This window comes from Pigmentiphaga sp. NML030171 (assembly GCF_002188635.1).
GTDB lineage: Bacteria > Pseudomonadota > Gammaproteobacteria > Burkholderiales > Burkholderiaceae_B > Pigmentiphaga > Pigmentiphaga daeguensis.
In genome coordinates, this window is the sequence record NZ_NINX01000019.1 from 74372 (window position 1) to 88483 (window position 14112).

Annotated in this window: 15 protein-coding genes; 6 read left to right on the forward strand and 9 right to left on the reverse strand. The window is 60.8% G+C overall.

Features of this window, described 5'->3' with window-relative positions:
- The first annotated feature begins 7 nt into the window (after window positions 1–7).
- The 3 genes from urtC to urtE are packed head-to-tail and all read left to right on the forward strand — an operon-like array spanning window position 8 to window position 2748.
- The gene (gene urtC, locus CDO46_RS05125; protein ID WP_243724424.1) at window positions 8–1150 is read left to right on the forward strand and encodes an urea ABC transporter permease subunit UrtC; all 1143 of its coding nucleotides are present in this window, start codon (window positions 8–10) and stop codon (window positions 1148–1150) included.
- Window positions 1151–1167: 17 nt separating this feature from the next.
- Window positions 1168–2037 (forward strand): urea ABC transporter ATP-binding protein UrtD, encoded by an 870-nt coding sequence (gene urtD, locus CDO46_RS05130; protein ID WP_087837505.1) that lies wholly within the window; start codon window positions 1168–1170, stop codon window positions 2035–2037.
- Window positions 2038–2055: 18 nt separating this feature from the next.
- Window positions 2056–2748, forward strand: coding sequence for an urea ABC transporter ATP-binding subunit UrtE (gene urtE, locus CDO46_RS05135; RefSeq protein WP_087837489.1), 693 nt, complete (start codon window positions 2056–2058; stop codon window positions 2746–2748).
- 120 nt (window positions 2749–2868) lie between these two features.
- Here the strand turns inward: urtE and CDO46_RS05140 are convergent, their stop codons facing one another.
- The 8 genes from CDO46_RS05140 to CDO46_RS05175 form a co-directional block, all read right to left on the reverse strand.
- On the reverse strand, window positions 2869–3825 hold the full coding sequence (locus CDO46_RS05140; protein WP_087837490.1) for a nitronate monooxygenase family protein: 957 nt from the start codon (window positions 3823–3825) through the stop codon (window positions 2869–2871).
- 25 nt (window positions 3826–3850) lie between these two features.
- Window positions 3851–4660, reverse strand: coding sequence for an enoyl-CoA hydratase/isomerase family protein (locus CDO46_RS05145; protein WP_087837506.1), 810 nt, complete (start codon window positions 4658–4660; stop codon window positions 3851–3853).
- A gap of 11 nt (window positions 4661–4671) precedes the next feature.
- Entirely contained in the window at window positions 4672–5493 is an 822-nt protein-coding gene (locus tag CDO46_RS05150) for a crotonase/enoyl-CoA hydratase family protein (RefSeq protein WP_087837491.1), read from the reverse strand.
- A gap of 35 nt (window positions 5494–5528) precedes the next feature.
- Window positions 5529–6518: a tripartite tricarboxylate transporter substrate binding protein gene (locus CDO46_RS05155; protein WP_087837492.1), complete on the reverse strand. Its 990-nt coding sequence runs from the start codon at window positions 6516–6518 to the stop codon at window positions 5529–5531.
- Between the two features lie 95 nt (window positions 6519–6613).
- Window positions 6614–7327: an SDR family oxidoreductase gene (locus tag CDO46_RS05160; RefSeq protein ID WP_087837493.1), complete on the reverse strand. Its 714-nt coding sequence runs from the start codon at window positions 7325–7327 to the stop codon at window positions 6614–6616.
- An 8-nt stretch (window positions 7328–7335) separates the two neighbouring features.
- Complete coding sequence (locus CDO46_RS05165) at window positions 7336–9426, reverse strand: acetate--CoA ligase family protein (protein WP_087837494.1); 2091 nt, start codon at window positions 9424–9426, stop codon at window positions 7336–7338.
- Window positions 9423–9815: a Zn-ribbon domain-containing OB-fold protein gene (locus CDO46_RS05170; protein WP_087837495.1), complete on the reverse strand. Its 393-nt coding sequence runs from the start codon at window positions 9813–9815 to the stop codon at window positions 9423–9425. The genes CDO46_RS05165 and CDO46_RS05170 overlap by 4 nt, the downstream gene beginning before the upstream one ends.
- Complete coding sequence (locus tag CDO46_RS05175; RefSeq protein WP_087837496.1) at window positions 9812–10948, reverse strand: thiolase family protein; 1137 nt, start codon at window positions 10946–10948, stop codon at window positions 9812–9814. The genes CDO46_RS05170 and CDO46_RS05175 overlap by 4 nt, the downstream gene beginning before the upstream one ends.
- A 164-nt stretch (window positions 10949–11112) precedes the next feature.
- On the opposite strand from CDO46_RS05175, the gene CDO46_RS05180 reads away from it, so the two are divergent.
- Complete coding sequence (locus CDO46_RS05180) at window positions 11113–11766, forward strand: TetR/AcrR family transcriptional regulator (RefSeq protein ID WP_087837497.1); 654 nt, start codon at window positions 11113–11115, stop codon at window positions 11764–11766.
- 12 nt (window positions 11767–11778) lie between these two features.
- Here CDO46_RS05180 and CDO46_RS05185 read toward each other — a convergent pair whose 3' ends face one another.
- The gene (locus CDO46_RS05185) at window positions 11779–12147 is read right to left on the reverse strand and encodes a MaoC/PaaZ C-terminal domain-containing protein (protein WP_087837507.1); all 369 of its coding nucleotides are present in this window, start codon (window positions 12145–12147) and stop codon (window positions 11779–11781) included.
- 588 nt (window positions 12148–12735) lie between these two features.
- On the opposite strand from CDO46_RS05185, the gene CDO46_RS05190 reads away from it, so the two are divergent.
- The gene (locus CDO46_RS05190) at window positions 12736–13785 is read left to right on the forward strand and encodes a cyclase family protein (RefSeq protein ID WP_087837498.1); all 1050 of its coding nucleotides are present in this window, start codon (window positions 12736–12738) and stop codon (window positions 13783–13785) included.
- Between the two features lie 25 nt (window positions 13786–13810).
- Window positions 13811–14023: an NAD(P)-binding protein gene (locus tag CDO46_RS05195; protein ID WP_254914554.1), complete on the forward strand. Its 213-nt coding sequence runs from the start codon at window positions 13811–13813 to the stop codon at window positions 14021–14023.
- Window positions 14024–14112: the final 89 nt, after the last annotated feature.

The following is a 14112-nucleotide window of genomic DNA, read 5'->3' on the forward strand; positions in this document are numbered from 1 at the left end:
ATCGACGATGCCGGGGATCCCGTCCGCCGCCGGCCAGGACATCGGACGGACGCTGGGCCTGCCGCCGCGTCCGGCGCTGCTCTCGCGCAACGCCTGGCTCGCATTGCTGGCGCTGAGCATCGCGGTGGGCATAGGGGTGCCGGTCGGCGCGCTGGTGGTGCCCGAGACGAGCGCCTTCCACCTGTCCGCCTACGCGATGACGCTGGCCGGCAAGTTCATGTGCTACGCCATCGGAGCGCTCGCGCTGGACCTGGTATGGGGCTACTGCGGCGTATTGAGCCTGGGGCACGCGCTGTTCTTCGCGCTGGGTGGCTACGCGATCGGCATGTACCTGATGCGCTCCATCGGCAACGAGGGCGTGTACGGCAGCGACCTGCCCGACTTCATGGTGTCCCTGAACTGGCAGGCCCTGCCCTGGTACTGGGAAGGCACCCAGCACCTGGGATACGCCCTGCTGCTGGTGGTACTGGTGCCCGCGGCCGTCGCCTGGATATTCGGCTTCTTCACGTTCCGCTCGCGCGTCAAGGGCGTCTACCTGTCCATCATTACCCAGGCCCTGACCTTCGCCGCGATGCTGCTGTTCTACCGCAACGAGACCGGATTCGGCGGCAACAACGGCTTCACCGACTTCAAGCGCATCGCCGGCTTCGCCATCACCCACCCCGGCACCCGTACCGCGCTCTTCCTGCTGACCTTCGCCACGCTCGTCCTCGCGTTCATCGCCGCGCGCGCCATCGTCACCTCCAAGCTCGGCCGCGTCGTCACCGCGGTGCGCGACGGCGAGACCCGGCTGATGTTCCTCGGCTACAACCCCCTGGGCTACAAGCTGTTCGTGTGGACCGTGTCGGCCATCCTGTGCGGCATCGCGGGCGCACTGTACGTACCCCAGGTCGGCATCATCAACCCCGGGGAGATGTCGCCCGGCAACTCGATCGAAATGGCGATCTGGGTCGCCGTCGGCGGGCGCGGCACCCTGATCGGCCCCATCGTCGGCGCCTTCGCCGTCAATGGCGCCAAGAGCTTCTTCACCGCCAACTTCCCCGAATACTGGCTGTTCTTCCTCGGCCTGATCTTCGTACTGGTACCGCTGCTGCTGCCGCGCGGCATCATGGGCCTGATCGGAAACGTCTTCAAGCGGAGCACGCACTGATGGGTACGCATCCTGCCATGGACCACGCGAAGACGCCGCCGCGCAGCGCGTCGGGCTTCGGCGACGGCCTCGACCAGCCCACCCTGTCCGGGGCCGCCGCCCTGGGGCACGTGGTCCGGCCCAACGCCATCGACGTGTCGCATGGCACCATCCTCTACCTGGAAGACGTGACGGTCAGCTTCGGCGGCTTCCGGGCGTTGAACAAGCTGTCCCTGACGGTCGACGCCGGGGAATTGCGATGCGTGATCGGCCCCAACGGCGCAGGCAAGACGACGATGATGGACGTCATCACCGGCAAGACCTCGCCCGACGCCGGCAAGGTCTACCTGGGCCAGAGCATCGACCTCACCCGCCTGAACGAACCGCAAATCGCCCAGACCGGCATCGGACGCAAGTTCCAGAAACCCACCGTGTTCGAACAGCACCCGGTCTGGGAAAACCTGGAACTCGCGATGAAGGCGGACAAGCGCTGGTGGGCGTCGCTGCGCGCGCGCCTGGACCGCGCGGCCCAGGCCCGGATCGAACACACGCTAGAAGTGATACGCCTGGAAAGCGAGGCGCGCCGGCTCGCGGGCGAACTCTCGCATGGCCAGAAGCAGCGCCTCGAGATCGGCATGCTGCTGATGCAGCAACCGGCCCTGCTCTTGCTGGACGAGCCCGCCGCCGGCATGACCGACGACGAAACCATGGAACTGGCCGTGCTGCTGAACCGCCTGCGCGGCACCTGCTCCATGATGGTGGTCGAACACGACATGGAGTTCGTCGCCGCGCTGGCCGGCGAAACCGGCCGCGTGACGGTCATGGCCGAAGGCCGCGTGCTGGCCGAAGGCTCCCTGGACCACGTGAAACGGGACGAAGCCGTCATCGAGTCCTATCTGGGACGTTGAACTTGCGGGGAACGGACGATGCTGAACATTGAAGGATTGAACCAGTTCTACGGCGGCAGCCACATCCTGCGCGACATCTCCATGACCGTGCCCGACGGCAAGCTGACCGTGCTGCTCGGCCGCAACGGCGTCGGCAAGACCACCCTGCTGCGCTGCCTGATGGGCGTCGTGCCGACGAAAAGCGGCACCATCGCCTGGCGCGGCCAACCCTTCACCAGACTGCCCACCTACGAACGCGTCGCCCGCGGCCTCGCCTACGTGCCCCAGGGGCGCGACATCTTCCCTCGCCTGACGGTCGAAGAAAACCTGCTGGTCGGGGCCGCCAGCCGCAAGGCGCCCGCCGGCGTGCCCGAGCACATCTACGCGCTGTTCCCGGTACTCAAGGACATGCGGGCCCGGCGCGGCGGGGATCTTTCGGGCGGCCAGCAGCAGCAACTGGCCATCGGCCGAGCCCTGATGAGCGAACCGCAGTTGTTGATCCTGGACGAACCCACGGAAGGCATCCAGCCTTCGATCATCCAGGAAATCGGCAGGACGCTGCGCCGCCTCGTCGACGAAATGGGGCTGACGGTGCTGCTGGTCGAGCAGTATTACGACTTCGCGAAAGCGATCGCGGACCGGTACTGGGTGATGAACCGGGGGGAAATCGTGGCCAATGGGCTGGGTGCGGACATGGATGCGCAAGGGGTGCGGGAGATGATCGCGGTCTAGACCCGGCACATGCCAATATACGTTTCGCCGGCCCAGGCTGCGACCTCGCCGATCAAGGGCAGCCTTCATGGACGGCCCCCCCGGCCGGGACTTGCGCTGGCCGCCGCATTCACGCCATGTTCAATGGCAAAGGCTTCGGCGGGCGGCTTCGTACTCTTCGCGCAAACGCCGAACGAGCGCGGATGCGGAAACCACCTCGGTTACGCCGCCGATCCCCTGCCCTCCGCCCCAGATGTCCTTCCAAGCCTTAGGCTTGCTTTCCCCGTTCTCGAACGTCATGTCACGCGCATCGGAGCTGGGCAAGGCCGCCGGGTCCAGGCCCGCGTTCTGAATCGAGCGCTTCAGGTAGTTGCCGTGCACGCCGGTAAAAAGATTCGTATATACGACATCGTCGGAGCTGCCATCGACGATCGCCTGTTTGTACGCTTGTGGAGCGTTTGCCTCTTCGGTGGCGATGAACGCCGATCCGATATACGCAAAATCGGCCCCCATCGCTCGCGCCGCCAGCACGGCCCCTCCGTGCGCCATGGCACCGCTCAATGCCAGCGGACCGTCGAACCACTGGCGGATTTCCTGAACCAGGGCGAACGGGCTTTTGATGCCCGCATGGCCTCCTGCGCCGGCCGCGACGGCAATGACGCCATCCGCCCCTTTCTCGATCGCCTTGCGCGCAAAGGTGTTGTTGATCACGTCGTGCATGACCACACCGCCATATGCGTGAATCGCGTCGTTCACCTCAGGCCTGGCCCCCAGTGAAGTGATCACCAGCGGCACCTTGTGCTTGATCACGATGTCCAGATCATGATCGAGCCTGCTATTGGTCTTGTGCGTGATGAGATTGATGGCGAAAGGCGCCGAGCGTTGCTCGGCCGTCTTGTCGTGCAGCGCCAGAACCTCCTTGATCTCGCAAATCCACTCATCCAGCAGTGTTTGCGGTCTCGCATTGAGTGCAGGCATGGCTCCCACGATTCCTGCTTTGCACTGCTCGATGACGAGTTTTGGATTACTAATGATGAACATGGGCGAACCAATCACCGGCAATGTCATCGTGTCGAACAGGGAGGGTAGTTTTCGCATGTCAACTTCTCGAAAAAGGTAGCTATCAAACTGGGCGGCCGATGGGCTCGAAAACAAGAGGCTCTTTCGCCTGGAACCGGGCCACGGCGTTTTGGTGTTCCTCGGTGCTCATGGCGACGGCTTGAGACAACGTTTCCATGTCCGCCAACGTCTTGGGGTCGGTCTCAAAAGAACGGTTGAGAATCGACTTGGTCAAGCCGAACGCCGTTCTTGAACCCCGTGACAGGCGCCGCGCCATGTCGACGGCTCGGGCAAGCAAGACATCCGACTCAACGATGCCGTAGACGATGCCCAATGACCGTGCTTCCTCGGCATCGATGGTTCTCGCGCTGTAGATCAGCTCCTTTGCGCGTTGCAGGCCGATCATCCTGGGTAGCAGATACAACCCGGACAGATCCGGTATCAGGCCCACCCGGGCAAAAACCTGGCAGAACCTCGCGGCAGGCGTCGCCATGATGAAGTCGGCCGCCAGACACAAATTGAATCCACCTCCGAACGCTACGCCATCGACCGCCGCGATCACGGGCATCTCAAGGGCCGCGAGCTTGCTGCACCACGTATTGAGTTCCGCCACCCTACGCCTGGATGACGCAGGGGGCCGCTGATCCCCCATAGACTGCAGATCTCCGCCCGCGCAGAAATTGCCGCCTTCGCCGATGATTATCAAAGCCCGAATGTCTTCGCTTCTTCGCAGTTGCTCCGCCACTTCGGCGATCTCGCCTCTCATCGTCATGTCCAACGCATTTCTGGCTTGGGGACGGTTGAGTGTCATGACGGCGATTCCATCTTCATCCACCTGGAATCGAATAGCCTGGAACGATAGGGTGCCATCCATGGACATGCCCCCTATCGGCCGACGAAGACCGGTGGGCGCCGTTCGATGAATGATTGGCGTCCCTCCGCGGCGTCCTCCGTGGCGGAAAGCCTTTTCTGCACTTCCATGAATTCACCGACCGCGGCGAGCGCACCCTCCTCGACGGATTTTCTTACGTTCAACCGCGTGGCAATCACGGCGAGCGGAGCCTGCGAGGCTATGCGACGCGCAATGGACAGGGCCTCGGCGAATTCCTCTCCCGCGGGGGTCACGCGCTGTACGAAGTTCATTCGCATGGCATCGGCGCTATTGAACTCAATGCCTGACAGCAGCAAGAGCATTGCGTTGCCCACGCCCGCACGCTCTGCCATTCGGACAGTCGCCCCACCGGCGGCCATGATGCCCCTGCCGACTTCCATCTGCGTAAATCGGCAGTTGTCCGCTGCCACGACGACATCTGCCGCCAACATGAGTTCCACGCCAACGGTAAAGCAGATGCCCTTGACGGCCGCAACCATCGGCTTGGTGCGTCTGCGATAACCGGGCAGCCCCATGTCATGAGGCTCCACCAGATTCTGGTCTCGTGGAACCGGCTTCTCGCCCCTGCGCTGGAATTCGGCCAAGGACGGCAGATCCATACCTCCCGTGAAATGATCGCCAACCGCGTACAGGAGCCCGACTCTAAGATCGGGATCGTCATCGAGGCGCGTGTATGCATCCGCAAGCTGGCGGAGCATGACGGGGGTGATTCCATTGCGTTTGGCAGGGCGGTTGATTCCAATCAGCAGGATATTGTCGAGAACCTGTGTATCGACACAACCTTCCGGCGGTGCGACGGTGTTTTCCGGGACCATGATGACTCCGTTGGTGTTGGATGATTGGTGTTGGGTCAAACCTTGATGCCCGCAGCGCGAGCAATGCCGCCCCAGCGATCCATGCCCACCTTGATCTCGGTGGCGAGCTCCTGTGGAGTGCTGGTCCAGATTTCAAACTGCTGTTCACTCGCAGATTGCCGCACCTGGGGAGATCTGAGGCTCGTCAGCAAGGCGGCATGCAACTTCTCGCGAATATCCCGTGGCAGCTTCGCAGGTCCCACGACGGCGAACCAAAGATCCGTACCCGCCTCGGTAAATCCGCTGAATCCCGCCTCCTCCATCGTTGGCACGTTCGGCAAATAGGGCCAGCGCTTCGCTGTCGTCACGGCTAGTTGGCGCACCCTGCCGGCCGAGACCAGTGGCTGCGAGTTGGTAGGCATGTCAAACATGAACGTGATATCCCCGGCCAGCAGCGCTGCAAGTGCCGGCGCATTTCCCCTGTATGGAACATGAAGCATGGGCACCTGACCGATGTGACTCAGAATCTCTCCAGACAAATGATTCGAAGCACCGACACCTGCCGACCCATATGAGACCGGATGTTGCTTCGCATACTCCAGGAGGTCCTTGACGTTTCGGATGGGGCTGTCACTTCGAACGATCAGTTGGTTGGCATACCGGCAAGCCAATGTCAATGGCGTGAAATCCGCCACGGCATCGAACGGCATCTTTGGATACACGCTGGGATTGATGGAGTGCGAACCGGTGGTCGCAAGACCAATGGTGTAGCCGTCGGGTTCGGCTGCGGCGATTCTCTTGCAGCCCACATTGCCCCCTGCCCCACCAAAATTCTCGACCACCACCGGCTGCTTGAGGACCTCGGCCAGTTGTGCCGCGACGGGCCTTGAGAACGCATCGGAAGGGCCTCCCACCGCGTAAGGAACGATCCAACGGATTGGTCTGGCCGGCCACTCCGCTGCCCGAACACTGCCAGGAAGCGCAACGCTGGCGAAGCCTGCCAGCACCTGGCGCCTGGAAACTGAACTGCGTTTTCCGGTGTGCATATCTGTCTCCAGCCACTTTAAATACTTTCCAGTATATTATTTTACCTTCCGGTAAACGGCAAGATTCTTATTCGAGCCCCTGTGTCAGCAGGGATTCAAGCCGGCGCGAGCCCCGTGGTCATGCCCCCGCACACGTAGATCGTTTGACCGGTGACAAATCCGCTACGAGCATCCAGCAGATACTCGACGGTGTGGGCAACATCCTCCGGCTCCCCCATTCGCCGCACGGGTATCGCCTCCACGATGGCCCGGGTCCGGGGAGCATCGGTCGGATTGGCTGCCTCAAAGAGGGGGGTTCGGATAGGGCCCGGGCCCACCGCATTCACGGTTATGCCATGTCGGCCGAGTTCCAGCGCCCAAACACGTGAGGCACCGATCAAACCTGCCTTGGACGCCGCATAGGCGGTACGCAGTTCTTTGCCCAATGCTGCTCTGGATGAGATGTTCACCACACGGCCGAACCGCGCTGCCTTCATCCCCGGCAGCAAGGCTTGCAGGCACTGGAATGCACAGCGTAGGTTCAGCGCGTAGGCAAGATCGAATTCGGTCAAGGTCTGTTCTTCGATGCTGGCCGGACAGACCATGCCGACGTTGTTGACCAAACGGGTAATAGGACCATCCTCCAGTGCACGCGACAGCGCTCTCGCCGTGTCAGCGGCGTCCGAGAGGTCGACGGTGATCGTTCCGCCAGCGCGGTCAAGGACGACGACATCGCGGCCAAGGTCGCGGCAGGCCTGCGCGATCGCAGCTCCGATACCCGAGCCGCCGCCCGTGACCAGGACTCGCTCCCTCACATGATTCTTCTGCATGACTTTCCTCAGAACGTGTAGACAACGGCGTCCACAGCTCGGCACCCAAGGCCTTCCGCTGAGACGATGACCGGATTGATGTCGATACTCTCGATACGTTCGTCACCCAGCATCAGGTTGCCTACAGCGAGAACAGCTTCGCTGAAGGCCTGGGTGTCCAACGGAGGCTCGCCCCGTACGCCGCGCAGAATCGGAGCGATACGAAGTCGACCGAGCCGTTCCCTGACCTCATCGGCCGAGAACGGTGCAAGGAGGATTGCGTTGTCGGCAAGGACTTCCACGTACTTTCCGCCATCGCCAATGACTACCACGGCTCCGAAAACGGGGTCCCGGCGTGCTCCGATCATCAATTCACGCATGCCCTTGCAGTACTCGGCGACGATCATTCCGTCAAAAGAAAGTCCGCCGGATGTGCAAACGGAGCGGAACTCTTCATAGGCAACCCGCATTTCTTCTTCGGTACTCACGCCGATCTTCACGAGCCCGAGTTCGGTCTTGTGCGCCACTGTGCTGGAGCAGCCCTTGACGACGACCGAGGAACCGATCTCTTGTAATGCCAGGATGGCCCGCTCCAGGGTCGCGCAGAAGACGTGCCTGACGACAGGCACTCCCTTGCTTGCAACCAGCGCAAGGCTTTCAGCTTCATTCAGCATGCGAGAGGCGTTCGAGCGCCTCTCGCGTGGCAACGACGGAGGAGCGGGCCTGCTCCGTGCGGCCGCCTGTAGCCGATGATGATGAGCCGTAAGTTGATCCAGCGCCGCAACAGCTCTGCTCTCGGACATGAACGTAGGAATGCCTCGCGCCAGGAACAATGCCGCGACATCCGGTTGGGGAGAGGCAGCGACTACGGGCTTGCCTGTCTCGGATTCCAGAAGAGCTGCGGCCTGCGCATAGCTTGCGACGTCGTATCCCGCACCCGAGACTGGAAACGCGGCCAGAAATGCGTCCGCGGACGGATCGCTGGCTATGACGGACAGGGCCTTTCCGAACAGGCTACTGTCGTTGAGAATCGCGCCGGTGATGTCGACAGGATTGCCGATGTTCGCAAACGAAGGCAGGATGGCTCGCAAGCCATCGCGCGTCTCAACCTGGAACTCGGCCATCTGCATGCCGCGCGAGATTGCGGCATCGGTGGCCAGGACACCCGCGGCACCGGAATTACTGACCGTCACCAACTTGCGACCATTGATCTTCCAGCGCTTGAGATACATCTCCGCCGCGTCCACCAGTTCTTCCATGGTTTCCGCCCGCCATATGCCGTGGCGCTCCAGGAACGCATCGACAACGCGATCCTCGCTTGCAATCGCGCCCGTATGGGACAATGCCGCAGCCTGGCCTGCGGGCGTTCGACCAGACTTGAGCGCGAGCACCGGCAGGCAGCGTTCCTGCGCGATTCTCCCCAATCGAGCCAGGTTTTGAGGATCGGGCATGCCCTCGAGATACAGCATCATCAGCCGGACCTGCTCGTCCTCCGCGACGGCGGCCGCCAATTCCGCTATGGTCACGTCAGCATCGTTTCCAGTTGCGTGCGCATGCCTTATACCAAGTCCGCGACGGCGTAACAGACCGTACGGTGCCATTCCGAGTGTGCCGCTCTGACTGAGGATGGCGATGCTGCCGTCTTGAGGCGGGCACTCCTTGATCATCGTTGAAAACGTCGCCAGCGCCCCATTGCTGAAGTTGGCAAGCCCTTGGCAATTGGGACCCACTATGCGCATCCCGGACTCTCTTGCGACACGAACCATGTTCCGCTCGAGTTCACGCCCTTGCTCCGAGTGGCCTTCCCCGAACCCCGAGGCCATCACCACACAGACCTTCGAGCCAATGGCAGCACATTGATTGACGGCGTCAACCGCGTCGTCGCGCGATACGGCAATGATCGCCAGGTCCGGCACATCGGGAAGCGCCGCGAGCGATGGATAGGCGCGCAAACCCTGTACCTCGGGGCGGGTGGGATTGATGGGGTAGATTCCCCCTTTGAATCCGTGCCTCTGAAGATAGTCGACAGGGCGACCGCCAATCTTGTCCGGGTTTTGTGATGCGCCCACTATCGCAATTGACCTTGGATTGAGGGCCGCGCTCAGATTGTTGCTTGTCACGTCGTCTCCTTTTTGGCTGGAAGCGATGACGCCTCGAAGAATGGAAGCATCTGGTTTTCATGGGTGATGAAGCCGACCGTCACCCTGTCTCCTATTCGAAGACCCATGGCCCCATGCCCCATCACGCGAAAACCTTCGTCCGCGTCGACCAGCACAATGTTGTAGGGCGCCATGGACTGCCAGCTTTCGCCCGGCGCACGCTCGACAGTAGTGAGCGCGTAAAGCCTGCCATGACCGGAAGCGACCTTGGATTCAGGAGCCAGGTCACCGCAGGCGGGGCAAAACGGCCGCTGAAAGTACCAGGCATGCCCGCAAACCGGACAAGTCTGAAAGCAAAGTGCCGGGTGTCCGCTGGTCCAGCTTCGATGCGAAATAGGCGGGCCGCTCATCTCACGCGCTCCAGGAAGGCGGTCACGTGCGAAGAGAGAACCCCCCCATCGCCATGCAGCAACGCAACGGTCGGGCTTTTTACCTGCCGTCCTTCTGCGCGTCCGGTCAACTGCAGCTGGGCTTCGACAAGATGGGCCATGGCCCCGGCGCATCCACAGTGTCCATAGCTGAGCAGTCCCCCATGGGTATTCAGGGGAAACCGGCCATCCCGGCCAAACCATCCCTCCCGAGCCATCTTTCCTGCCTCCCCCCGAGGTGCGATACCCAGCTCTTCCAACAGGATGGTAAGAGTGATCGTGAAACTATCGTAGATGGCGAAATAATCGGCATCCGCAACAGTTGCGCCGGATTTCGCCACGGCCTGCTCCAGGGATCTGGAGGCCCCGAATTGCGTCAAGTCACGAGCGGCCGACACATGCTGATGAGTGTGTGCCTGCGCGCAGCCAATGACTTGAACGCCAATGTCGCCTGTGCGCTCCCTACTGACAACGAATGCGGCACCACCATCCGATACAGGGCAGCAATCGAGCAGTTTGAGGGGACTGGCGATCACGCGCGAACTCATCACATCCGACAAGCCAATCAATTGCTTGTGATGGGCGCCTGGATGATTCACTGCATGTGACCTCATCACAACGGCGTGCTCGGCAAGATCCTCCTCGGTCACGCCGTACTTGTGCATGTAGCGCGAGGCCACAAGTGCGTAGTAGGCGGGTATCGTGGGCCCTAGCGGTACCTCGTATGTCGGGTGCCCTACCTGCGCCAGGCTGCGCAGCGTATCGACAGAGGATTGGCCGCTCAAGCGGTTCTCCCCAGCCACGACAAGGACATGCTCTGCGGCACCGGACAGGACCAGTTCGCTCGCCAGCATGAGCATCGCCAGGCCGGTTGCGCCGCCAAGCTGCATCGCATGCGCAATGGATGGCATCAATCCGAAATGCTCGGCAAATACCGTACTGAGCATCAAATGCGGATGTGTCGTGGAGTAGCCGCAGATCAACCCATCAATCTGTCGGCGCTCCAGGCCGGCATCCTTCAATGCGGCGATGGCGGCCTCGCTCATCAAAGACAGCGTGTCGCTGTCCTGGTGGCGACCGAATGAGGTCATGCCCACACCAGTAATCCAACTCATGGATGTCCTTTTGGCAAGCGACCGACCCATACCAATCAGTAGAATTTCCAACCATACCGATCGATGATATCATCGCCTAGCAGTCAAACGTACCAATAAGGATATTAGTCTACCGACCGGTAGATTCATTTGTCAATGCTGTTTTGTTTTTCCGGGAGTGATGAATGGCGACACGCAAGCAAGCTCGAGTGAAGGAAACACCTCCACCTGAGCCGACGATCAAAGACGAGCTTCGTGCGTTGAAGGTAGACAGGATCCTTCAGGTTGCAGCCAAGCTCTTCATAGAGCGTGGTTTTGTCGGGACGACCATGGAAGCGATCGCTGATCAGATGAGCATGACCAAGCCGTTCATCTATCAGTTCTTCCCGAACAAGCATGCATTGTTGGCGGCCATCTGCGATCGCGAATTGCGAGACTCGCTTTCCATGCTGAATGCCCCTCTGACCGACGATGGCCCTCCCGAGCAAAGGCTGGTAAATTTCGTTCGAATCGCGACTCTGCGCAATATCGAAAACCGCGGGCTTTGGAGCTTGATGTCGGTTGAAGAAAAGCATCTTCCCAAAGAGATGCTTTCCGACATCCGTGCGCTTGAGATGCAGTTCCACAAGCGTTTGACCGCCATCATCGAAGCCGGGGCGAAGTCCGGGGCTTTCGTGGCCGCCCACCCCGAGCTGGCTTCCAGGGCCGTCATGGGCATGACGCAGTGGGTCAGACGCTGGTACAAGGGAACGGCAGACACTTCCCCCCAGGACGTGGCTGACGAACTTTGCGTACTGTCGCTACGCATGCTCGGCTACCAGGGAAACGCAGCTTTGTAATCGGCGCCTTGTTCATTGCTGTTCGCCGGGGCGTACCGTTGCCGAACCGGCAATGACCAGCTCGCCGCGTTCGTTCTCGACCCAGACTTCCAATCCGCCGCTTTCCGTGGCTCTTGCACCGGCGCGAACGGTATTGCCAAGTCGCACGGGTCTCACGAAACGGATGTCCAGAGCAGCGTGTGCCCCGTCAAAACCGGGTACGCGCGAAAGTACGTCCCAAACCAAGCCAAGTGACAGAGTGCCATGGGCAATGACACCGCCCATGGCCGTCTTCATTGCAAAGTCCGAATCCAGGTGAATCGGATTGAAGTCATCGGTTACCTCGGCATATAGAGCGACAGCTTCCTGAGTGACCTCCAGGTCATGCGAATGGTATTCCATGACCTTACCTTGCCCAAAGTGCAACATGGGTGCCATGAAACAAAGGCCGCCCATCCTGGCCCGCGCTTTGCATCTCCAGATCGACCCACAGTCTTCCCCCCCTTTCGGCCTTGCGTGCACACACAAGCGTGGTGTGCAGCACTTCGCCTATAGAAGGCAATTCGCGGATAACGAATCTCTGGCTAGCGTGAATCCCTCCAGGCGGGCGGAAAGGGATGAGCGCCATGAACGACCGGATCGATATCACAGACGTCATCCCCACGGGCATGCGACCGCCTTCGCGACAAATTCCGTAGACGCTGCACCAAGCGTCCACAAGTGACTCGGAAAGCTCAAGTCGATGGCACCCGTACGAGCGCCCGACCTCGATTGCGGCGAAGTCGGTGAGCTCCGACGTGGACAGGCATGCGTGATCGGCGGGGGGAATTTTCATTGAAGGAACTCTTAAGATCAGCCAAAACATACCATGAAGTATATTTTTATTCAAACAAGTATATTTATCTTTACTACCAAAAAGTACTTTTATATACTGATCGGTAAGTCCCGGCACCATGGTGCTGCGGAGATCACCTTGAGGAGACGGCTTCCGTGACAAGCAGACGCTGGGTTCAGCGACCCGAAGGATCCAACTGGGGCGACTTTGGTGACGACGACCAGCTCGGTCGACTGAACCTTCTGACGCCCGAACGAACCTTGGCTGCCGTGGCGGAAGTCAAGGATGGACGGACTTTTTGCCTGAGCCTGCCGCTCGACTTCCCGGGGGGCAATGTACTCAATCCGAATCGCCATCCCCCTGTACTGCGACCGACAAAGCGCCACGGGCACATGGGTTTGAACTTCAGGATGCAGGCTGTCGAGCCGATGCGCACAGACGTGCTGAGCGATGACCTCGCAACCCTGTACCTCCAGTATTCGACCCAGTGGGATGGCTTGGCGCACGTGGGCTCGATGTTCGACGTCGCTGGCGACGGCATTCCACGTGCCGTGTACTACAACGGATTCCGGGCCGACATCGATGTCCGCGCGAATCCCGCTTCACCGGAGGCCGACGTCAATGATGCGGAACAAGTCACATCGAGCGCCGCGTTCCTGGGCATCGAGCATATGGCCACAAAAGGGACGCAGGGGCGGGGGGTACTACTGGATCTGCACGGCCAATTCGGCGCCGGCAGAACGCTCGTCGGATGGCGCGAGTTGCGCTCGGCAATGGTGTCGCAAGGCGTCATCGTGGAGCCGGGGGACATTCTGTGCCTTCACACCGGGTTTGCGGACGTGCTCTTGCGGATGGACAAGAAACCTGATCGAGCCGTCCTTGATTCGACCGGTAGTGTGCTTGATGGCCGCGATCCCGATCTCCTGAGGTGGATTACGGACTCCGGCGTTGCAGCCATCGCCGCCGACAACTATGCGGTCGAGGCGTACCCGGCCCGACCAACCGGACCGATCTGTTGCTCGGCTCTCCCGCTGCACGAGCATTGCCTGTTCAAGCTGGGGGTCCACCTGGGCGAACTTTGGCATCTGGGACCGCTGAACTCTTATCTTCGGGATCGTAGGCGCAGCAGATTTCTCTTGACTGCGCCACCACTCCGACTTCCCGGCGCGATTGCCTCGCCAGTCACACCTGTCGCAACGGTTTAGACAACAGCAACCACTTTTCAATGCCATGAAAGAAACACCTTCTCTCCCCGTCTGCATCATCGGCGCCGGCTCCTCCGGAGTCACGACCGCCAAGGCCTTGCTGGAACATGGTGTCGAGTTCGATTGCTTCGAGATCGGATCCGATATCGGAGGCATGTGGCGCTATAAAAACGACAATGGCATGTCGTCCGCGTATCGCAGTGAATCACACCGGGAATCGCGGAGGCTGTTTTGTTAAAGTAAAACAGATTCCGCAGCGGATGCCGCGAGTTGTCGATAGTAACGCTCTTCGGCTTCTGCCGGCGGGATATCACCGATCGATCCGAG